Source organism: Acidipila rosea, from assembly GCF_004339725.1.
Lineage (GTDB): Bacteria > Acidobacteriota > Terriglobia > Terriglobales > Acidobacteriaceae > Acidipila > Acidipila rosea.
Genome location: NZ_SMGK01000001.1, coordinates 933559 through 956580, shown reverse-complemented (window position 1 = coordinate 956580; position 23022 = coordinate 933559). Strand labels below are relative to the sequence as shown.

Genomic DNA, 23022 nt, shown 5'->3' with positions numbered 1-23022 from the left:
ACCAGATGAATGCGAAATTTGGAGCGCAGCCCCACTTATCCGGCAAAAATGTTAACGCCTTGTGCGTTCGACAAAGCCGCGCAATCTTACAGCATCAATATTCCCCCCACAACGTCAGCGTGCGTGCAGAAGCCGGAGCGCTTCTGCTCACACGCCGCCTAAAAGGAGCGCCCATACTGGAGAGCTTTTCTAAGCTACATCCCACCTGAAACTGAGGGTGCCGCGCTACTTAGCGCCCGACCGCTCTTTTTGACAATCGGCTAAACTCTGGGATTGCCGACTCAATCTCGAGGGCTGTTTGCCTTAGCCGTTGGTGACGCTCAGTCCAGAAAGATCTCAGCAAGCGCTCGTCGGGAATGCATCCGCTCAATGCCATCAAGCAGAAACCATCGACAGTGTCGGCTAAAATAAAGCGATTTATTACTCTTGCTCATGATTGCTGAACTTATGTATAGTCCGATTTCGGATAACGTTTACGGAAAAATTGTTCGTTAGCGGAGGGCTGCTACCCGGGGTAAGGGATATGCGGCTATCGATCCGGAATTTTCGCGGGGAAGAGTTATGAGGATGGGTGATAGCCGGCTAGCCTTTTGCCTCTCGTTTCTTCCAGGCTTATCACGATGAATGCACCAAAAGATCCGCTTATATGAGAGGAACGATTTTCCTGCTGAGGTTAAACATGAAGACTACAAAATGGTGTTTCGCAGTGATGTTGGGGATCGCTGTTGCGATGGGCCCTGTACTTCAAGCACAAGTTCAAACAAACGTGCCACCGGTGATTCCGGGCGCGAAGCCGGTGGCAGTGGAACACATTAAAGTCCATGGCGCTTCGCTTGAAGGAAATCTTGAAGGCGAAGCCGTAGACCGCGATGTGATTGTGTTTCTACCGCCCAGCTACAAGCACGATCTGCATCGCCACTATCCCGTCGTCTATGCCCTGCACGGGTACTTCATCGGGGCTGAGCAGTGGAGCCACGAGATTCATGTGCCACAGACAATTGAAGGCGCATTTGCGCAGGGCGCCAAAGAGATGATCGTCGTGCTACCGGACTCGAAGACCATCTACAACGGCTCGATGTATTCAAGTTCAGTGACTACCGGTGACTTTGAGCGTTTCATCTCGCATGATCTCGTGGCCTACATCGATACGCACTACCGGACACTTCCAAACCGCGAGAGCCGCGGTCTGGTGGGCCATTCCATGGGGGGCTACGGAGCCGCGCGCATTGGTATGAAGCACCCCGATGTCTTTGGCAGTCTTTACATCATGAGCCCCTGCTGCCTGTCGCCAATGGGAAGCCACAGACCGGGCCAGCCAGACCAGACGAAAGAGCAAGCGATCGCGAATGAAAAGAAGATAGCCGAGGCTAAATCCCCATCCGAGGCTGCATCCCTGATGCCGGGTTTTGACGGTGCCGAACTTGCTACGGCTGCCGCCTGGGCGCCAGACCCAAAGAACCCGCCGCTTTATCTCGACCTGCCAACCAAAAACGGGGTTCCAGTGCCGGAAGTGCAAGCCAAGTTCGCAGCAAATGCGCCACTGGTATTCGTCGACCAGTACATCGGGAATCTCAAGCGGTATCGTGCCATTTCAATAGATGTCGGCAATCAGGACGGTCTACGTGTGGATACTAAGAAGCTTCACAACATCCTGGACAATTATGGACTCGCGAACACTTTCGAAATCTATCCAGGCACGCACACCAGCGCCGTTGCCGACCGGTTCCAGAATCATGTGCTGCCGTTCTTTAGTAAGAACCTCTGCTTTAGCGCGGACTGTCAATGATTTGCTCGAGGAAGAACTGTACTCGCCCAGTGCGACTGCACCGGCAGGTTGCTCCTGATCGGTGAAGAACTCGGCCGCTGAATACTTCCCTTCCCTCCTCCCGGCACCCACCTTAGAAAATGGATTGCATGCCAACTTTATAGTCAAGGAGTGCGGATGTAGCGCACAGTCTGAAGAAAATGATGCAGGGCCCAGGCATCGTCGCTTAACCGGCAAACCCCGATGGCAACACCCAGAGAGGATGAACATGAAAATAAGAAATCGATTCGCAATGATGCTGGCACTACTACTCATAATCGTGGGAGCCGCGTTGCCCTTAAAGGCACAGACTGGAGCAGGACCCAATTCTCCGACGCACCGGCCGGAAGGCCCATGTGACATTTATGCGGCTGCCGGCGATCCTTGTGTTGCCGCTCACAGCACCACGCGCGCTCTGTATGCCTCCTACAACGGTCCGCTCTACCAGATACTGCGTCAATCGGATGGCAAGACCCTGGACATCGGCGTTGTCCAGCCGGTTGCGTCGCCGTCCGCTGATCCCGGCGGATACGCTGACGCGGCCGTACAGGATGCGTTCTGCGCCAACACGTACTGCTGGATCACCAAAATCTACGACCAGTCCCCAAAGCATAATGATCTCGCCCAGGCGCCTCGCGGCGGATTCAGCGGGCCGTCCCTGGGTGGCTTCAACAATCTTCCGCTCGCTGACATGGCGCCGATTACTATCATGGGTCACAAGGCGTACGGCGTCTTCATTGAGCCCGGCATGGGGCTCCGCAAGGACGATGCTAAGGGCACAGCGGTCGACGATCAGGCGGAAGGGCAATACTGGGTCATCAACGGTCTGCACTTCAACTCCGGCTGCTGCTTCGACTACGGCAATGCCGAGATCGATAGCCGAGACGACGACAACGGCACCATGGAGACTACCTACTTCGGCGACGCTCCCTGGTGGTATCACGGAAATCCCTCGGGTCCTTGGGTCATGACCGATCAGGAAAATAATCTAGTCGGCTGCGTCAACTCGGATGGCTCCAAGCTATGCGCAAATCTCCCGAACATCTCCTGGCGATTCGTGACCGCTATGGCAAAAGGCGAACCGCACCATTGGACCTCCATGGGAGGCGACGCGCAGCGGGGTGCATTGAGAGTCATGTTCGATGGACCGCGCGTCGATGCCACCTATGACCCGATGCGCAAGCAGGGAGCGATCCTGATGGGCAATGGCGGCGATAATAGCAACGGCTCGCAGGGTACCTTCTATGAAGGCGCTATGACGGCCGCAGGCACCTTCCCAAGCGACACGACTGATCAACGAGTGCAGGCCAACGTAGTGGCCGCCGGTTATGGCATGCCGCGGTTGAGCCTTGCGCCCGCGTCAGCTACTGCCACTCCGCCAGGACTCCAGAAATTTTCTCCGGGATCCTCGGAGGAGACTACCGTGACCTTTACAAACACCATGAGTACGCCCGCAAAGAGTGTCAGGTTGAGTATTGCAGTGCCCGACAAACAGTGGACGTCCTTCATCCCGGGCACCACCGAGACGGCAAAGACGTTCGCTGATCCTGTCGCCCCAGGTGCAAGCGTAAGCGCGACGTTCAAGGTGACCTCGGGTCCGGCGTCTTTCAACGGTGACCTGGTCGGGAACGTTGCATGGACCGATTCGATGAGCGGGGCCCAATACTCCGATACAGCGATCGAAAAAGTGCGCAATGTGAGCCCGGTCAGGATTAATGAGTTCCGCATTAGTTCCGGCTCTCCCGCCAACCCGACAGATTCCTTCATTGAGCTTTACAACGCCGGCTCGCAGAGCCTGAATATATCCAACTGGAGCCTGACCGAGCATCCGGCCCAGCAGGCCATCTTCTCAACCGTCAAGATTCCGGCCGGAACCAGGCTTGCGAAAGGCGGCTTCTACCTGCTCGGTCTCTCCAACTCCGGGCTGTCGGTTCCTGCGCGTGCAGGCGATACCACTATTCACGTCAGAAGCACCACCGGCATGTCCGCCGGCGATAGCGTCAGCATCGGCAGCGGCTCCGATGTAGAGACCCGCAAGATTGCCAGCCTCGGCACCGCGGCCAGCAACCATACGACATTGTGGCAACCTCTTCCCGACGGGCCGGTGATCACAATTCCGGCCGGCTCGACGAATGTGCCTGTCGCCAGCGTATCCGGCTTTGTGGTCGGTGAAAAAATCGCCTTGGGCTATGGCGCAACTTACCCCGCTGTCGCAAGAACCCGGGAGCGTTACGAGGTCGCTACGGTAACAGCGGTCGGCAAGCCAGGAACCCAGGCTTATCTGGCGGCTGAGGCGCCTGCCGGTGCGACCAACATCAAGGTAACGTCGGTCTCCGATATCTCGACCGGTGACAAAATCAGGCTTGACATTGACAGCGCAGGTCATGGGATCGAGACCGTCACCGTCAAGCACGTCGGCACCAAGGCGAGCCAGACCAATCTCGCGGCCAATGCAAGCGCGGGCGCAACCCGCATTAAAGTCCGCCGTGATGATGGTTTCGCCGTCGGCGACAGGATCACAGTTGGAACCCCCGCGAGCAAGGAATTCGTGACTGTCACAGCTATCGCCGCTGGGGAACAGGGCGGTTCCGCCATCGATTTCACACCAGCCCTCGCCCACGCGCATATTCGCGATGAGTGGGTCGTATCTCCGGGAACGGGCCTCGACCTGACCACCCCCCTCAAGTTCCAACATGCGGCTAATCTTCCTTTCAGCGATCGCGGAACTGGAGTTAGCTTCAAACCGGCGACAGCCTTCGCGCATTCCAGCAACGAGCCCGTTCAGGCGCTAGGTACAGGCATTACCCTTGACCGGCCACTGATCAAAGACCATGAGATCCAGGCGGTTGTGCGCGACGTCGCAGTCACGACCGCGGGCTATCAGGGCAAGCCAGCGCCTGACCAGTGGTTCGGGGGCCCGGAACTCGTAACCCTCTCTCCCTTATTTGGTCGCACCATCTCCGTCAGAGAGGGCAGCATGGTGCTGCGCGACGCTGCGGGCCTCGTCGTCGACAGCCTCAACTACGGCGGCCTCGTCGACCCATGGGCTGCCGAAGGTTACCAGGGAATTTCTGGGATTGGAAAGAGCGGCTGCTTTGCACCAGCGCCCGGAACGGCTGGAGGTTCTGACTCGTCCTCTTCGTCTCGGGCCACTACCGCCAGCGCGGGCCGCTTCCCCGACGGAGCAGACACCAGCAGCAACTGCTCGGACTTCCTGACGCAGGCCACTGCCACGCTGTCAGTCGCCTCAGCCGCTGGCGCCACCAACGTCAAAGTTTCCAGCGTAGATGGCTTTGACGCTGGCCAGACGGTACGGATTGACCCGGGCGCGGACCTCGAAACCGCCGTCATCGCGACGGTGGGCACCGCCGGGGCCACCACCCTGCACGCCGCCTCTGAGCCGAACGCGACCGTAATCCCTGTCACCGGCATAACCGGCTTCAGCGATGGTGAGACCATCACTATCGACAACGGCGCGAACTCCGAGACGGCAGTCATTGCCTCCATCACACCTTGGGGCATCCCCTCCATCACCGTCAAAGCACCCCTCACTCGTGTGCATCGGGCCGGGGCACAGGTCTCCGGCACCGGCATCACCTTCAAGAAAGCCTTGACCCAGCCGCACGCCGTCGGCGCTCAAATCACCGACGACGTTCCCACACCCGGCGCGCCCAACCGGTATCACAGGAGAACTCATTAGGGCCACGTGGAGTTGTCACTGGCGCTCACGTCGATGAGCGCCAGTGACTGTGGCAGCGCAAGCTCATCCACTGGAGTGCATTAACAGCACGAAGTGTCCGTGCTGTTAATCAGGCTGTAGAAAGGAAGCGGGCGTACAGGCGGCAGGGGCAGAAGCTAAAAGAACGTGCTGTGGTAATTGTCGGTTGTATTATTACCCGTCGAGCGGAACCATCCGCCACGGCAAATTACGACGCTCGTCAGATTGAGGTCGTCTTCAAGAGTAGCGGCTCCCGCGCTTGTGCTCGGTTCTCTAGTTACCGCTCCGCAGAATACCCCGGAAGAGAAAATCTAGATTCTCCATCGTTCAAGCGGCTTGAACAGCGGCAGATGGCCGGGGTGCCTTGGCGAGATACCCTCTCAAGATGCCTTGGCCATGAGCCCAACATAGAATGCCGGCGTTTGCTCTGCCGGTGAGCAGCCCCTTGAATGTACGAAAGAGATCGAAGCCAAATAGTGCACCTCCCAGCATTAGCAGAGAGTGCTTGCGAAGAACCCTGCCCATGCCCATACCGTAGCTCAAGGCGCGTTCACGCTTGATATGTCCACTGAACATATCGCGCCGTGGATGGCCCACATGCCATACCGAGGTAAATCGTCCACGCACTCCCTTGGACATAAGGCTCAGAACGAAATCCGTGTCTTCTCCTGATCCGAACAGCGTACCGGAGGCTGGCCCAAGCGTTTCATCGAAAAACACTCTTCTCTTCCAGTCGCTGCTGCGAACAAAGAAGGTGTACGTTGCAGAAGTGCGAAAGATATTGATCGGAGCCAGATCGCAGCTTTCTGCCTTCCACTTGTTCGCGCTTTTTACTCCATCCTCATCACGAACGGTAACGCTGAGGATGCCGTAACCAGGATTCCCGGTAAACCAGCTGTCGATATTCTTCAGAGTTTCCGGCGGATACCAACAGTCGTCATCGGGAAATGCGATCAGCTCGCCCCTGCAGGCCGACAAGCCCATATTGCGCGCCTTCGATACCCCAGGACCACAACGCAGATGGGAGCAGTTGATATCCTGAGAGAACCTGGAGAGAACAGGAACCAGCCGATCATCAGGATTTTGATCGACCACAATCAACTCAAAGTCCTTGTAGCCGTCCTGATGGGCCAGAGATTGAAGCAGGCGCTCCAACTCATCCGTGCGCCCCTTGGTCGCAACGATCAATGAAAACCTTGGCATGAACTAAGCATTAAAGAAATACCAGCACCTGTCAATTTGAACTTGAGTTGCATATGTCAGTCATGGAAATGTGAACTGTCCTTGAAAAAGATACTCATCATCGATATTGGATCGCCATACGGCGGTGTCGAGGCATACGTTGAATCACTGACCTCACTACTGCAAGGCCAAGCTACTCTTTTCGCGGTCTGCGCTCTGACTGAGCTGGCAGAGCGCCTTCGCAGCAAGGGCGTTAAAGTTGTGTGTATACCCCTCGTTGCGGGGTGGGCGAAGGGACTTCGCTTCCTGCTGACGCTATGTGTGGTGCCTTATCTGGTCCTCCGCTACAGGATCGATGTTGTGCAGGTAAATGGATATCTCGAGACTCTTATCCTGCTGCCGGCTCGAATCCTTGGGCGCGATACCGTCTGCACCCGGCACGGCCCTTTCGAGACTGACCTTTACAAGTGGTACCGCAGTCCAGCCAGATATTTTCCTCGGCTTTTTTGCCGCTATTTCATCCATTTTGCGACGCGAGTCATCTGTGTCTCCGAGGCCGTTGAAAAGACGGTATGCGGCATAGTTCCAGCTGACCGGGTAACAGTGGTTCCTAACTGGGTAAATATCTTCCCCTCCGAAAAAGTGCAGAGAGACAAACTAAATTCACCCGCCAGCCTGCTCTATGTGGGCAGACTCGAGAAGTACAAAGGTCTGCAGTTGATTCTCGAAGCGATGAGAGGACTTCCCGATGTTCGACTTACCGTGCTAGGCGATGGCAGTTACAGAGATGAACTCATGCAGCTCGCTCAAGGACTGGACGTGCAGTTCAAGGGTTTCTGTAGTGAAACGGCACCCTACTATAGGAGCGCCGACATCTTCATCAATCCTTCCTACGGTCCCGAGGGGCTACCGATCGTCTCACTGGAGTGCATGTCGCATGGCGTTCCGAGTATCTTCAGCGATCTGCCGGTCCACGAGGAAATATCAGGAGGCGGCCGCGCCGCCGCATTGTTCAAAGTCGGAGACGCGCAGGATCTCCGTCAGAAGCTCGTTGCATTACTATCCGACTCCGAGCGACGCCACAGTTTGTCTCTTGCAGCGCGGGCCATGGTCCACGAGAAGTACAGCCCAGAGGCCGCACGCAAAGGATACTTTGCCGCCTTTGAAGTTCAGAACTCTGAAGCAGGGGAATATATCAGGCTTTAGCCCCCTGCAACACTTCTTCATATGTCTCAAGATAGGAATTGATCATCGCATCTTTTGAGAACCGCGAGATGTTCACGAAACCATCTTTTACAAGTTGATCCTGATTTCTTAGCCTGAGAGCGATCTCTCTTGCCGCAGAGACCGGATCGGCGGGATCAATTAACACAGCGCCTGCGCCGGCTATTTCGCGCATTGGATCTCGGTTGGATGTGATGACCGGGCAACCGCAAGCCTGAGCTTCCAGTATCGGCCAACCGAAGCCTTCGTGGAACGAAGGAAATAGTAATGCTTGCGCTCCCGAGTAGAGAGCCTGCACCTGCTCGTTGCTGGGGCTCACGAGTTCAATCACTCCCTGAAGAGCCTCTTGTGAAACAAAGGCACGCATCTCAGGAGTCCAGGACTTCCCTGCCATAACCAGCGTGACACCTTGAAACGAGGGAACCTTACGCAATTCCTTGAAGATTCGCAGGACCCCTAATCGGTTCTTGTACCACTGATTTCCTCCCACATGAAGCAGGTATCGCGCTTTCGGAGCTAGACCGAGTTTGTGAAGGATAGGAGCTGCCTCTTCCACACTCATCTTCTGATAGTTCCAGTTCAGCGAATGATGAATCACTCGCTGCAAAGGAGGGCGCCTCTCGAGAAGCGTCAGTAGCTCCTCTTCTGTCTTGCGGGAAATGCAGATCACACACTTTGCAGACTTGAGACCGTCGACGATCCACTGCATCCTACGTAGCAACCGCGCACTTGGTACTGTTGGGTTCTCCGGGTAGTGCTGAAGGGCACTCCTGATTCCCATAACGTCATGGCAGGTAATCACATTAGGAGTTGCCGATACATACTTGAGATACGGCGCATTGGAGTGATCGCAAATATGAACAAGATCAAACTCCCTTGCACGCTTTCGTAAAGTACGCGGAAACAGGAGAAACTTATCCGCCAATCCCAGCCATTTTGATAGCGGATTCTTTGGCGATGCAAGCCCGCCTAAAGTAACACTGGGTTCTAACAGCTCAACCCGGTATCCTCGCGCCGCCAACTCGCGCTTCAGGAACTCAGCATAACGCTTCATGCTCTGTTGTCCGTCCAGTGCGTAATTGCCAACGAGTAAGATTTTTGCTTGGGTCGTCATGCGGGCTCCGATTCAACTTGTCCTTTATGCGCAAAGCTGTGCGCACCCCTGGTGATGAGTGGCTTAGCCACATCGGCCTTCTCAGGTAAAAAGAACCTCATCGTCAGCTGCAGATCTGATTCCATATGACAGATGGCGTCTTTTCCTCTTTCTTTCCGGACAAATGGGCTTGATCCTCAACCAGGTATGCAGCGGAATGCATAAGGGATAGCAATTACCCGCTGAAATTGTCCCCAGGGTGTTGAAAACAGCTGACAAGAAGGGAGTTTCACCACCTCTCGACCACTTTCCTGTTGTAACTAATGAATTTAAATCATGTTTCGTAGAAAAAAGGAGGCGATGCACGGAGTGGCCCTGCTTTTGCCTTAAGCCTTAGAAGATTACAGAAATGACAGCGGCACTCCTCCGAGTGTCGCCGAGACCTGGATAAATCATGAAAGCACTGACCGGATCACAAGCCAACTTCGCCCAGAACTCCCTTGATGGGGAGCTCACGATCAAAGGCTTATGGGCATTATTGCGGCGTCGCCGCTCCGTTGTATACGGCACAACGCTGGTTCTTTTTGGTGCTGCAATCCTTTATTGCCTGCTCAGCACGCGGCGATACGAAGTCACCGGCGAGGTGCAGGTACAGAAGACCCCGGCCGACTCGCTAGGTCTCGACGTCTCAGGAAACGGCGGGGCTGGCGGTGATGCGCTTGATGCGAACATCACCATGGAGACGGAAGCCAACATTCTGCAGTCCGATACGCTTGCCCTCAAGGTCATCAAGGAGCTGCATTTAGAGTCCAGTCCGGACTTCAAGCCAATGTTCAATCCAATCGGCTGGGCGCTTGGCCTGGTATCCCCCAAAGGCCCAGCCGACCCCCCAAATGCTCCGCTTGAAGATTCGCCGCACAAGCTTAGCCATATGCTCAAAGCGTTCAGCCACAACCTCACAGTTAAGCCTGTTTCTGGTTCGCGCCTCATCCAGATCACCTATTTGAGCTCGAACCCTCATACGGCAGCAGCTGTTGTGAATGCGCTCTCCGCGGCCCTCATCGACTACACCTTCCAGACACGCTTCAACGCGACCAACCAAGCCTCTGGCTGGCTCTCCAACCAGCTCGCCGATCTCCGCAAGCAGAGTGAAGACCTGCAGGCTAGAGTTGTTGAGCTGCAGAAGAAGGCCGGCATTGTCACCCTGGGCGACGACGGTACTGGAAGAACGCCGGCATATAGCAGCGTTCTCGATCGGCTGGAGCAGGCAACAACCGCGCTCACCCAGGCGCAGAGCAGCCGTATCGAAAAAGGCGCCTTGTACCAGGCAATCAAAAGCGGAAATGGCGAGCTGATTTCGGGGCTCGTTGGAAACTCCATCACTGCAGGCGCATCCCCAGGCGTCAACTCATCGCTTAATTTGATTCAGAACCTCCGGTTGCAGGAGGCCACACTACAGGGTCAGATCGGGGAGCTATCGGCAAAATTCGGCTCAGCCTATCCAAAAATCGAAGAGTTGCAGGGAAACTTGCATTCTATTCAGAAAGCGATCCAGGCTGAGACCCACCGCGTTGCCGAGCGTGCACAGAACGACTACTTAGTCGCGCAGGGAGTCGAGAACAGTACACAGAAAGTCTTTGACGAAGAGAAGAAGCAGGCTGATGCGATGAATGATAAAAGCATCGAGTACGCCATCGCCCGACAAGAGGCGGATCAGAGCCGCACCCTTTACGAAACGCTGCTTAACCACCTCAAAGAAGCTGGCGTACTCGAAGGTCTGCGCTCGACCAATATTACGGTCGTCGATCCGGGACGGGTTCCCGCGAAGCCTGCAAAGCCCAATGTTCCGCTCGTGCTGGCTGGCTCTCTACTCGGAGGACTGTTCCTCGGATGCTGCGGAGCTCTGCTCGCCGATGTCATGGACAATAAGATCCAGGACGTCAGCGAACTCGAAGGTTATATAGGCGGACTTCCCATCGGGATCCTGCCTAAGTACACGCAGGATGATCGCAAGCAGTTGCCATCCTCCCTGAGTAAGGGTCTCACTGGGCCTGGGTCTAACTTTATGGCGCTTCAGGAACCCCGCTCTGCCTACACTGAAGCAGTTCGCGCTCTGCGCACTTCGCTGCTGCTCTCGCGTGGCGGTTCCCCCCCCCAAAGCATTCTCCTTACCAGTTCGATTGAGGGTGAGGGCAAGACGACACTCAGCATCAACCTGGCAATCCTGCTGGCCCAGCAAGGCAAGCGAGTCCTGCTGGTGGATGCGGACCTGAGAAGGCCCTCTCTGCACAAAAGCTTCAATGTTTCCGACACGCTTGGACTGAGCTCAGTACTGGCCGGCCAGATTGACAGCTATCTCGACGCCGGAACCACGGCGCCCTTGAAGCAAGTTCCTACCCTGCACGTACTTCCTGCAGGGCCGATTCCACCCTACCCGACGGATCTTCTGGCATCAACGCAGATGCAGGACTTGTTGGCGCAATGGAGGACAGAATATGACTTCATTCTCTTCGATGGCGCCCCTGTACTTCCAGTCACCGATTCCGTCTTTCTGAGTGGGCTGGTGGATACAACACTCTTGATCGCCAGGTACGACTATACTCAGCGCCAATCGCTCAATCGCAGTCAGACCTTATTGCAAACACAAGGCGGTTCCACCATCGGAATCGTTTTGAACAGTCTCACGCGCCGCACTGGCGCCTACTACGATTACTACGGCTATAAAAACTCCGCCTACTACGGCACAAAGGAGACCGCACGTGAGAATGCTTAAATGCCTGGCTGTTCTAATAGTATTTTGCTCCGCCATTCCATCGTTCGCTCAAAACGAAAGCCTGTTGATTGGGCCAGGCGATACACTTCACGTCCAGGTGTATGACACCCCGGAAATGGATCAGCATCCGAGGGTAACCGATTCGGGAAATATCCCTCTGGCCTTTGTCGGCAACGTGCACGTGTCGGGGCTCAGCCCATCTGCAGCCGCGCAGGCTATTGAAGAAGCACTGAAGACGAAGAACGTGATGAAGCATCCGCAGGTAACCGTAAGTGTCGACACCTATGCGACGCAAAGCGTATCGGTCATGGGCGAGGTCAGAACTCCAGGAGCATATCCGATAACAACCCCCTTGAGTGTCATCGATGTACTCGCGCGCGCTGGTGGCATAACGCCTGCTGGAGATCGCAACATTACTATCGCCCGCCTTACCACCGGCAAAAAGCTCACATATTATTTGTCGAATAAGTCAGATGTAGCATTGGATCAGAAGATTCTGGTATATCCAGGAGATACGATCGTCGTTCCTAAAGCAGCACTTGTCTACATTCTGGGAGATGTTAATCGTCCCGGAGGCTACGTCATGGACAACAATGAAGCGCAACTGTCCGTCCTGCAGATGCTCGCAAAAGCAGGAGGCACTCCGCCGACCGCAGTACCGTCCCATGCTCGGCTCATCAGGAAAAATCCAGACGGAACCTACCAGGATCTCCCTCTACCATTGAGCAAAATGCAGAAGGGGAAAAAGCCAGACATGGCGCTTCTACCGAATGACATTGTCTACGTTCCGTTCAGCTATTTCCGCAGCTTTGTCACCGCCACACCTGGCATCGTTGCTGCTGCAACCGGCGCGGCAGTGTACCAGTTCTAACGATGACAGGCGTGCAATTACATAGACCCGTCGTAAGCGTAGTGATCCCCACCCGGTTCCGTCCTGAGCTTGTCACTCGCGCTGTACAGAGTGCGCTCGCGCAGAGCCTGGAGGCGATCGAAGTCATTGTTGTAATTGATGGCCCTGATGAAGTTACGGAGGAGGCTCTACAAGCGATCAAGGACCCGCGCGTCAGAGTCCTCGCTTTGGAGGAAAACGTCGGAGGCTCAGAAGCCCGCAACATTGGCATCAGGGCCGCACAGAGCGCGTGGATTGCACTGCTGGATGATGACGACGAATGGCATCAGGAGAAGCTTGCCAAACAATTAGCGGCGGCACAGTCGCTCTCTGGATCGCGTGTTATTGTCACATGCCAGTATTACGACGATAAGGGCGCAACCCGCTTACTCAGGCCCCGGACCTTCCCTCGTCCAGGTGAGGCGATCAGTGACTTTCTCTACTCGAAGGTGTCGTGGCTTGGGACTATCGAAGGCTTTCCCCAGACATCGACTTGGTTTGTCTCTCGCGGGCTCTTGCTCAAAGTACCTTTCCGGAAAGGGCTCAAGCGGAATCAGGATACCGATTGGATACTGCAGGCTCTTCAATTGTCGGGAGTAAAAACGTTCCTGGTACAGGAACCACTCAGCATCTTCCACAATGAAGTTAAACGGAAGAGGATCACGCAAGTTCCCGACTGGAAGGACTCTTACAACTGGGCGATGCACAATAAGCACTTGTTTACGCCCCAAGCTCTTTCCTGTTTTCTCGCCATCATGTGCATGAACCATGCGGGCAAGGGCGGCATGCAATGGAGAGTATTTTTCACTTTACTGAGAGACTGCCGTACATATGGCAGGATTACACCTAAAGTCGTATGGCTGCTGGTGCTTTACGGATTGGTATATCCGAATCTCCGGCAATTTATATCCCCCGAGCGTCGCCAGGCAATGCTTTATCGTGCAAGTAGCGCAGGAAGGTCTACTCCGTGAGTACTACAGCACAAACCGCTCCCTTTCCTCCATCCGTCGAACTGCGGAGTGCCCAGGCAGCACCGATCGCGGCCTGGAGGCTGGTTGAAAGCTGGATAGCGATCATACCGCTGTTGTTTTTGACAGTTCGCGGGACCTTTTCCATCGAAGGCGCTGCCGGCAATAATCAGATGAGTGGCACCTACGGCACCATGATGGCGTCGTCAGTAAGCAGTCCTCGACATAATCTCGAGATAGCGCTCTTCTATGGGATCATCGGATTACTGCTGGTTCCCTTTTATCGCAGCATCCTATCTACGTTCCTGAATAACAAATTACTACTAGCGCTGCCATTGCTCGCTACCGCCTCCACCGCATGGTCCCAGGTTCCTTCGCGGTCTCTAAGTTTTGCATTGATGAATCTACTCAATACGGCTTTTGCTATCTATCTTGTACGCCGGTTCACTCCAAATCAGCAGATGCAGCTTTTCACCACGCTAGGCGTGGTTACTCTAATCGGCAGCTACACACTCATCGCGCTATTCCCCTCGATCGGCCTTGACCACAAGGAAAACTTTGCCCATGCATGGCAGGGTCTATTTGGACACAAGAATCACTGCGCCATGATGATGACCTACCTCTTGATTCCAATTTTCAGCCTGCGATTGAAAACCAGTCTGCAACGCGCCCTCAGGATTCTCTACGTAGCAGCTACGCTGCTCCTTGTTGCAATGACGCAATCCCGGACAGGCTGGCTCCTCCTTGCGCTGACCTTCCTTTTCCTTGGTGGAATGAGCCTGCTGAAGCGCTTTCGCGGCAGAAATAGGCTTCTACTGACGCTCGTGACAATCGCTGTGGTTACTACTCTCGCAGTAGTTGTCTATGAGCAATACGCAACTATAGCAGTGATGCTTGGAAAGGATCCGACACTTACTGGGCGAACGGAGATATGGGCGGCTGTGATGGTACCCATCATGAAGCGCCCTCTTCTTGGTTATGGCTATAACGCCTTCTGGGTTGGATTTAAGGGAGAGGCAGCAACCACCGCCATGATGATTGGCGCGGCAAATCTCGGCAATGCTGAGAACGGCGTCCTTCAGATTTGGCTTGACCTGGGAGCAATCGGTGTTCTTCTCATGTTTGTTTTGCTGGCACAGATTACCAGGATGGCTTTCGCCTATTGGCGCCGCACCACTTCTCCTCAACTAGCATGGTATTTGACTGTTGTATTTCTGAGCGTCGCGATGCTGATCGATGGAGACAAATTTATGTTTCCTCACACGCTGGAGTGGACAGCATTTGTAATGGTGTATCTAAGTCTACGTCGAGATCAGCAGACTCGACATCTAGAAGGCCAGCGTGAATAAACTCAAACAAGAAATTTCGAAGCTGAAGAGTAGTTCTCTGGCTCGGAATGCCGGATGGATGTTCGCTGGTCAGGGGGTAGGCTTCATCCTTCAGGCTCTCTATTTCATCCTTATAGCGCGTCTGTTAGGCACAGTTGAATATGGCATTTATGCAGGCGCATTTGCACTGGTAGCAATAGCAGGAACCTACAGCACACTTGGCTCAGGGACTCTCTTTCTGCGATACGTGAGCAACGAACCTGGAAAGTTTTCCTTGTATTGGGGAAATATTCTCGTCGTTACTTCAAGCGTCAGCGTCGCGATGGTATTAATTCTTCACTTCATCGCCCCGCACCTGATCAATCCCGCCAGTGCTGCCATAGTGTTGTTAGTCGCCATCGCAAACTGCTTCTGCATGCAGCTTTCGACCTGCTGTGGACAGGTATTTCAGGCCTTCGAAAAGCTTCGCATCACTGCCATCCTCAACCTTCTAACGAATCTAGTTCGGTTGATAGCTGCTGCAGGAATGCTCTTTTCTCTTCATCACGCGACCGCAAAGCAGTGGGCGATAGCCTCCCTCTGCGTATCGGCCCTGGCAGCTGGAACAGCGGTCATTACCGTCACGATAAAGTTTGGACGTCCCACCTTCGCGCCGAAACTCTTCTTTAGTGGAGCTGGTGAAGGTCTAGGTTACTCCTTTGCTCTCTCAACCACTTCTGCCTACAACGATCTGGACAAGACCATGTTGAGCCACTATGGGATGAATGCCGCGAATGGCATTTACAGCATGGCATACAGAGTCGTTGATATCGCAACTGTTCCTGTCTATTCCATCCGAGACGCCGCAATGCCGCGCCTCTTCCGCAGTGGGACCGAGGGAATAGAAAAAGGAGCCGCCCTCGCCACTCGCTTGCTTTATCGATCACTTGCGCTCTCCGCCGTCTCGGCAATAGTCATGTTTGTGACGGCGCCGATCATCCCTCACATTGTCGGCCATGGTTTTGCAGAGAGCGTTATCGCACTGCGATGGCTATGCCTGATCCCGGTTCTACGCAGTGTCCACCAAATGACCGGATGCGCTCTGACTGGTGCCGGACTGCAACGCTATAGAACTGCCGCCCAATTGTCAGCTGTAGCAATTAATCTTGGCCTCAATCTGTGGCTTATTCCAATCTACGGTTGGCGCGGAGCAGCATGGTCCAGCCTCGCAACTGATTTTTCCCTCGGGCTCTTTAACTGGAGCATTCTCCGACTGCTTTGTAGAGCCAGCCGAAAAACGAATGATAGAAACGCAGCTGTTTTGCTTGAGACGCAATAGCAGCACTGCGCTGAACTACTTCCTAGCTCGCAATCATCTAGTTAGATCGGGCGCGGCCTGAGCCCAAAGGAAAGTCGCGTAAAGCCTGGCTTCCCAGACCAGGCTTGTTTTCGTGCGACTGGAGATCGCCTGTAGCGAACCATAGCATAGAACCGCAGTAGCACATGCAGAAACGATTCTTGTCACGATTATCCTCCGAACTACATTACCCTCCGGACAAAAAGTAGTCAGATATGCAAATTATTGCTTGACCTGACGTCCCCGCTAAACTAGCTTGCAGATAACACTCTTAGTATCACTGATATAATCCACCGGGCGCTTCGGGCATCCGGTTCGACTTCTTGCGCTTAATTTAGCTGAGGCATTTCCGTGTCTCCTGAGGATGGTAACTATGGGCGAATCCCCCGCCGTTCGTCGTTTCCTGCTTCGTGAGCTATTCTTCTCACAAAGATACCTTTCACTAATTTTTGTACTCCTCATCCCTGTCTGGTCTTCGTGTCTGGGACAAGGAGCATACAGTACCAGCACTTCGATGCTCGCAAATGGAGTAGCCCTCAAATACTCATACTCAACTGGCACCATTGAGTATGACTGGGTCGCACCTGCGCAAGGCAGCAGCAATTCACTTGGGACAATCAAAATCAGCACCCACCTTTCGGGCTCGCCCGTAGGTGAGTTATCGCTCAACCCCTATGTATTGCCCGCTGGCGGGAATTATGTGGTAACAAACGTCTCACTTGGTTCCATCAGTGGGTCAAACGGAATTGCAATCAGCTATCAAATGTGGGGACGTCCGGCCCATGTCATCATTAAACCTTTTTTTGATGGAAAGATTGCGGCTGCGACGATTTCGTCGGACGTACCAAATATCGCCTTCATTGATATCGGCGGCTGGCCTACTAATCTGAGCAGCCGGCAGATAGCGGTCCCTTACTACACGCAGGCGCCAAAGTACTTTGAGTCGCTGAACCTCTTTGCTAACGCATATTTCGATCCTTTCAACTCCAACGGATCCTATTTCTACTCGACCCGATCGATCTACAGTTCCACAACTGGCGGTGTGCACAACACATTGCTCGAAACTCTCAAATTTGTGGTTTCGCCGAATATCGACGATGTCTTTCCTGTCATTCATAATCCTCCATCTCCACACCTTAGCCAGTTGGCAGGGAAAATGGTCTTTGACTTAGGGAATGGTCAGCAATTCGAGCAGATGGCCACTTACTTGAAGCGGTTAGGAGACAACGGTATCAGGAACTGCGCCGTGATCATTCATCGCTGGCAACATTTCGGCTATGACAATGCGCTACCCGATCAATATCCAGCCTATGCGCCCTATGGCGGCGATACAGGGCTCAAGGACGCCACGGCCGCAGCGAGAAATGATTCTTGCCTGGTTGCACTCCACGAGAACTATGCTGATTACTACCCCAACTATGATCGATTCACCCCCTCGGCAGTGATTCGCACGGGCAATGATCAACTCGCGCTCTCCTGGTTCAACCACGCCACAGGCATCCAGTCCTACGCAACCAAGGGAACCATGTTGCAGGCGAACGCTTCAACCGAGTCCCCTGAAATTCACAGTCTCTATGGAACGACCGCCTCTTTTATCGATGTTCTTTCAGCATCTACACCATGGTGGCGCGATGATCTTGATCAAGCAACGCCTGGTGCAGCTAAATTTGCAACTTATCGCGACTCCACCACAGCGCTCTGGGCTTACGAGAGACAAACACATGGTGGCCCCGTATTCGGAGAAGGAAGAAACCACTGGTTCTGGAGCGGACTGCTCGATGGTGTTGAAGCGCAGTTCGGAGGGGAAGGCGCGCCTATTCCGATCGGACTGGAAGCCCCTCTCTTTGTCGATTTTGATCTGACACGCATTCACCCCTTGCAGGTAAATGAGGGCATGGGATATTACGAACGCTGGGTGGGTCCTGGTGAGAACATGTTCAATACGCAATCACTTGACGCTTACCGCATGCAGGAGATTGCATACGGCCATGCGCCTTTCCTTGGGGGCTATCTCTGGAGTTCGGTTCCAAGAGCACTGCTTGAACAAAACCTTGTCACGCCGGTGGCCGCCCGCTATGGGGTACAGAATGTCTCGGCGATTCAGTATGAACATGATGGTAGCTGGGTTGATGCAAGCACACTGTTGAAGAGTGGGAGTACGGACTTTTCTCAGGTTCAGATCACGTATTCGAACGGGGATAGACTTTTTGCAAACAGCCGACCGGTGGATGTCTCCTGGAACAATATGGACATTCCCCAGTTCGGCTGGGGCGCACAAGGAAATGGCTATCTCGCCTATACAGCTCGTAAAAACGGCATCATTGCAGACTACGTCCAGACGCCAGACTATATATATGCAGATGCTCGAAATCAAAACGATCTAGCCGCAGCCGAGGCCTTTGCTGAGCCACAGGTAGAAGGCTTCCGTCAGACTGGATCACGTAACTTCCAGATGCAGGTTGGCTTCAATGTAATTAACGGTCCCGCGCCATCGGATGCAAAGGTCTTTCTACATCTGGTTAACCCACAGCTCACAACTAACGCCGGCATCGTATCTGCCCAGACTCAATCAACTGTCATTCCAGCCACGGAGTGGCAGTCAGGGCAGACACAGCAGGCTAGCCTCTTTCAGTTCCATCTCCCCGGCATAGTACCTGATGGCACATACTCAGTTCGAGTAGGAATCTACTACACGAACAACGGTAGCCGCGCCTCTCTTTATGGCAACAGCGACGGCACAGGCCGCTACATGCTCGGCAACATCACAGTAGCAAACGGGGGCAACAGCATCACATTCACCCCGGTGCCAGTGGTTCCCCCTACCAGGGACCCCAGAATGAACGCGTCAGGTTCCGTAGTCAACTTTGAAGCGATTCATACAGATGGCATGGTATGGCTGGAGCGTAGTAACACTACCAGTACATCAAAGACCTGGACGATCCGCGACTATCCCAGATATCGCAACGTAACCGTGCAAGTAAACGGGGCGGTCGTTCCGATGCCATCCATGCTTACCTGTGATTCAGGGGCCAACATACAACCGCATTCGGTTAGTGGCGGCTTCTGGCAAGTTAATCTGGCCGGGTTGCATGCATGTCAATGGACAGCTCAGTAGAGTTACAGTCTTCGTGCTGCGATCAATAAATTAGCCCGCGGCCGGAATTGCGCCATCTGTACTCATAACGCAATTCCGGCTGCACTGTTTTCATCGCCTCTGCCCATTTTGATCAGGACGCGACCCGTGGAAGCTCAGCGCGATCACCCTCCTCACGCGCCTCCAGGGATGAATGGTCATGCAGAGCACTGCCTACAAAGTCACGCATCCTGCGAATGAAAACACTTGTATCGAAACTGCGAGCATGCTCTTGGATTGCCTGAGGATGAAACAGATGTTCTACATCTTCAAACGCGAGCATCGCGTCACACAGGGCATCGATACTCTGCTCGTGGAAGAATAGGCCGCTTCGAAAGGATTCACGCGGATGGCCCTTAATTGTTTCCAGTGATCCTCCCTTCCCGTACGCAATGACTGGTCTTCCATAAGACTGCGCTTCCAGTGGAACAATTCCGAAATCCTCTTCCGCGGGAAACAGAAGTGCGCGGCAGTTTGCATATAAATTTGGCAATTGATCATCGGGAACTCTGCCTAGAAACTCAACCGTCTTACCCGCCAACGACTTGAGATATCCCTCTTCACGCCCGGTTCCGGCGATCAGGAGCTTACGGTTTAGCCGATTACAGGCCTCTATCATCAGATCAACGCGCTTGCTCGCTACGAGCCTTCCCACATGCAGATAGTACTCATCAGGCTGATGGGATAAAAAGGAGTGAGCCGTATCGACCGGCGGATAGATGACTGTACTTCGCCGGTTGTAATACTTCTCGATACGGTTGGCAACAAAATGTGAGTTAGCGGCGAAGCCATCCACTCGTTGTGCCGCGGAGTAATCCCACCTGCGCACATATTCCGTGGCAATCGAAAACCCCGGACGAGCAACCCATGGAAGTGTCTGCCGAAACGTATCGTAATAATCCCACAGATAGCGTCCCGGAGTATGGCAATAGCACAAATGCAGTTGATGGGGTTCAGTAACTATGCCCTTAACAGGCGGAGAGTCACTTGAAATAATAAGGTCATAGTCGCGAAGGTCAAAAGATTCAACCGCAAGCGGATAAACGGGGAACAGCGCGCGATTCATTCGCCTCGCGAGCTTAGATTTGTTTAGAAATGATGCCTTGATGCGTCGTGCGTCAATATTCGCAGGGATCGACTTATTTTCCGCGAAAAGCGTGAAGATGTCGGCATCCGGATACATATCTGCCAGCACTTCAATAACACGCTCGCCGCCGCCAGAGACAAGGAACCAGTAATGTATTATCGCTACGCGCATTTCTATGCCTTACTTGTTGTCTTAGGGTGTGTACGATCGCTCGACCGAAGACCTGGGAACTGATGGTCTAACAAGGAGACCTAACCAGCCAAAAAGCAAGTTAAGCACAGTACCTGCCACAATCAGGCCCATCAAAATCAAAAGCTCAAACAGCCTGAAAGTTTGCCTCACGAGTCTTGAACTACTGTGGAAACGGCTTCGTGCCATATAACCTCAAAAACTGGATTGCCTCATGGACTGCTACGAAGGGGCCTATCTGTCTGCACATTGCTGCACTCCAGCCACCAGGGAAATCGAGTGGATACCTCATCCGCGGCTAATTCACAATTTTCTGAATCACACAATTTTCTTGCGAACATAGTTGAAAAGGATTGGCGGTGTAATGTTTTTTGCGAGTTTGCGGATGGCGCTTTCTTCTTCGTAACAACGAGGGGCGTAGATGGATCCATGCACGCCACCTTCCTTGCCAACTGGCGCTCCTGCAGTGTTGTAGTACACCATGAAGGAATGCCTCGATCTGCCTTCGGGAGCAACAACTTTAGGAATACCGTGATAGTTTCCGTCTTCTATCTCCATTAGGATCAGACGGTTGAAGATAGGCTCAACTTTGGCAACGCATTGACTAGCCGACTTATCCCATAGTTCGAGCTGTCCGCCATATTCAGGTCTCCAATCTCGATTGAGATAGATAATCATGGCGAGACGCCTGGTAAGGCTTGTCTGCGGGTCATAGTTTCGATCCGCATGGACGTCAAACTTACCTCCGGGCGGGATAATGCTATAGCCGGCGCCATGCAGATACGGGTCGGGAAGCAGATTCCAGATCCCCGTCACCTCGGAAAGTATGTAGAGAAAATTTGCTGAGTGCAGATAGGACAGCAGAGTAAACCCTGTTTCTCCGAGTCCTATGGCTGACTTACTGCCATATTTATTGATCCGCTCTGTATCGTGGTGGATCCAGTTCTTCGAATCGCTTAAGGTCATCTCTTCGGTCAGCGATCTGAGCAACTCTTCCGGAAAGACCTCATCGAGGATCAGGTGGGGATATGGGGCTGCGCTCTTATATCTGGCAGCGAGAACTTCACTACTTTCAGGCAGCCGTACTTGATCTCTTAGGTATGAGACCAGTTCCATCCCGGCAGTGTATTTCATGTTGTTCTTAGCCCCCGGCCAACTCGGCCTGCCACAAATAGGCCGATTGACGCAGCTATCAATGCAATTGATTGGCCAGAATTACAATTTTGAGAGAAGTAGAGGAAATAGCAATTTCTCAGCCGGGATGGCCAGCAGAGACTGTTTAACTATCGATATGACGCTGCTTTCCCCTGATAATGAACGATAACCAGGAGAACTACAGCCTGACGATGCGGATATGCAAGCCTGCAATCGGAGCGATGTGAAGCTGCTTGCACAATAATGGGTGTGCGCTCCAAACCTGAGTCATTTCGCTAAGGCTCGTTCAGCACGGGATGCACAACCGCATCACCTTCCCCATTTTCAGCTATAGACTCATCAGGCTGCTGCGGTTGTTCCTGATCAGCGATGCCCTGAAAAGAAGAAGAACACCAACATTAAGACCAGCATGAGAATGGCGTTCACAATCAACAGCAGCGGAATATACCTCTGCAGTCGAAAGCTGGGGGGTGGATAAGCTGGCTGCGGAGCCACTTGCGCTGGCGGTGCAGGAACAGGACGGGGACCCGGCTTTAAGAATAGTTTTGGAGTGGATGCGATCACATTCTCCGGCGCGGGTATCGTAGCGGGTTTTTCATTGCCCCCTCTTGAAATGGTTTCGGATTCATGGGTGACCGCAGGAGCCTTCAACATGCCGGCGGCGCTTTCCGGCTCATCATCGGGTTTCAAATCATCCATCGTCCTTCTCGGTTCCAAACGCAAGTGGCAACTGCATGTCGCCGCAGATGACTCGGCAACGTGCTGCTCGTATCTAAGAACAGCGTGCCATAGGCAATTGCCAGAAAATTGCGATAAGCTTTCAGGTTCGACCGGACGCCACATGCCTGCGCTCAGTCAAACTGCCATAACGATCATCTGACCGTAAACACAGGTTCAGCGCAGAAACACTGTGAGGCGCCGTTCTTCATTCGCGGTCGGCACCGTCAGCTCTGCACCGCAAATATGTCACAGATCGGAACGAGGAAGAAAGGGTGCTGGACCCCACAATGAGCTTACTGTGCTGGGACGGGAGGAACTGAGGCGAACAAACTACAATTTCCGCATGGCGAACTTCTGGCATCTTGTCCTGTCTCATTGGGGCATCCCCTTTTGCAGTTGGCTGTTTGGCAACGTCACGGGTGG

General features: G+C 53.8%; 14 protein-coding genes. 9 read left to right on the top strand and 5 right to left on the bottom strand.

Features of this window, described 5'->3' with window-relative positions; all coding sequences use genetic code 11:
* Positions 1-679 precede the first annotated feature (679 nt).
* Together C7378_RS03945 and C7378_RS03940 are read left to right on the top strand one after the other, a co-directional pair.
* The gene (locus C7378_RS03945) at positions 680-1786 is read left to right on the top strand and encodes an alpha/beta hydrolase (protein ID WP_207901325.1); all 1107 of its coding nucleotides are present in this window, start codon (positions 680-682) and stop codon (positions 1784-1786) included.
* A 247-nt stretch (positions 1787-2033) separates the two neighbouring features.
* Positions 2034-5504: an arabinofuranosidase catalytic domain-containing protein gene (locus tag C7378_RS03940; RefSeq protein ID WP_131991967.1), complete on the top strand. Its 3471-nt coding sequence runs from the start codon at positions 2034-2036 to the stop codon at positions 5502-5504.
* Positions 5505-5849: 345 nt separating this feature from the next.
* Here C7378_RS03940 and C7378_RS03935 read toward each other — a convergent pair whose 3' ends face one another.
* On the bottom strand, positions 5850-6725 hold the full coding sequence (locus C7378_RS03935; protein ID WP_131991964.1) for a glycosyltransferase family 2 protein: 876 nt from the start codon (positions 6723-6725) through the stop codon (positions 5850-5852).
* A gap of 81 nt (positions 6726-6806) precedes the next feature.
* Between C7378_RS03935 and C7378_RS03930 the strand changes: the two genes are divergently transcribed.
* Entirely contained in the window at positions 6807-7910 is a 1104-nt protein-coding gene (locus C7378_RS03930; RefSeq protein WP_131991961.1) for a glycosyltransferase family 4 protein, read from the top strand.
* On the opposite strand, the gene C7378_RS03925 is transcribed toward C7378_RS03930, so the two are convergent.
* Positions 7900-9042: a glycosyltransferase family 4 protein gene (locus tag C7378_RS03925; protein ID WP_131991958.1), complete on the bottom strand. Its 1143-nt coding sequence runs from the start codon at positions 9040-9042 to the stop codon at positions 7900-7902. The two genes, C7378_RS03930 and C7378_RS03925, sit on opposite strands and share 11 nt — an antisense overlap.
* A gap of 433 nt (positions 9043-9475) precedes the next feature.
* Here C7378_RS03925 and C7378_RS03920 point away from each other — a divergent pair, with 433 nt between their 5' ends.
* The 6 genes from C7378_RS03920 to C7378_RS03895 all read left to right on the top strand — a co-directional run bounded on the left by C7378_RS03920 (position 9476) and on the right by C7378_RS03895 (position 19430).
* Positions 9476-11794 (top strand): GumC family protein, encoded by a 2319-nt coding sequence (locus C7378_RS03920; RefSeq protein ID WP_131991955.1) that lies wholly within the window; start codon positions 9476-9478, stop codon positions 11792-11794.
* Positions 11787-12665, top strand: a complete 879-nt coding sequence (locus C7378_RS03915) for a polysaccharide biosynthesis/export family protein (protein WP_131991952.1) — start codon at positions 11787-11789, stop codon at positions 12663-12665. Before C7378_RS03920 ends, C7378_RS03915 begins: the two co-directional genes overlap by 8 nt.
* A 2-nt stretch (positions 12666-12667) precedes the next feature.
* On the top strand, positions 12668-13654 hold the full coding sequence (locus tag C7378_RS03910) for a glycosyltransferase family 2 protein (protein ID WP_131991949.1): 987 nt from the start codon (positions 12668-12670) through the stop codon (positions 13652-13654).
* Positions 13651-15000, top strand: coding sequence for an O-antigen ligase family protein (locus C7378_RS03905; RefSeq protein ID WP_131991946.1), 1350 nt, complete (start codon positions 13651-13653; stop codon positions 14998-15000). The genes C7378_RS03910 and C7378_RS03905 overlap by 4 nt, the downstream gene beginning before the upstream one ends.
* Positions 14993-16297, top strand: a complete 1305-nt coding sequence (locus C7378_RS03900) for a flippase (protein WP_131991943.1) — start codon at positions 14993-14995, stop codon at positions 16295-16297. The genes C7378_RS03905 and C7378_RS03900 overlap by 8 nt, the downstream gene beginning before the upstream one ends.
* A 391-nt stretch (positions 16298-16688) precedes the next feature.
* Positions 16689-19430: a DUF5696 domain-containing protein gene (locus C7378_RS03895; protein WP_131991940.1), complete on the top strand. Its 2742-nt coding sequence runs from the start codon at positions 16689-16691 to the stop codon at positions 19428-19430.
* Positions 19431-19542: 112 nt separating this feature from the next.
* Here C7378_RS03895 and C7378_RS03890 read toward each other — a convergent pair whose 3' ends face one another.
* The 3 genes from C7378_RS03890 to C7378_RS03880 form a co-directional block, all read right to left on the bottom strand.
* Positions 19543-20706, bottom strand: a complete 1164-nt coding sequence (locus C7378_RS03890) for a glycosyltransferase (RefSeq protein ID WP_131991937.1) — start codon at positions 20704-20706, stop codon at positions 19543-19545.
* Positions 20707-21042: 336 nt separating this feature from the next.
* Positions 21043-21858 carry a 2OG-Fe(II) oxygenase gene (locus tag C7378_RS03885; RefSeq protein WP_131991934.1) on the bottom strand — a complete coding sequence of 272 codons (816 nt, stop codon included), beginning with the start codon at positions 21856-21858 and terminating at the stop codon, positions 21043-21045.
* A gap of 384 nt (positions 21859-22242) precedes the next feature.
* The gene (locus C7378_RS03880; protein ID WP_131991931.1) at positions 22243-22578 is read right to left on the bottom strand and encodes a hypothetical protein; all 336 of its coding nucleotides are present in this window, start codon (positions 22576-22578) and stop codon (positions 22243-22245) included.
* Positions 22579-23022: the final 444 nt, after the last annotated feature.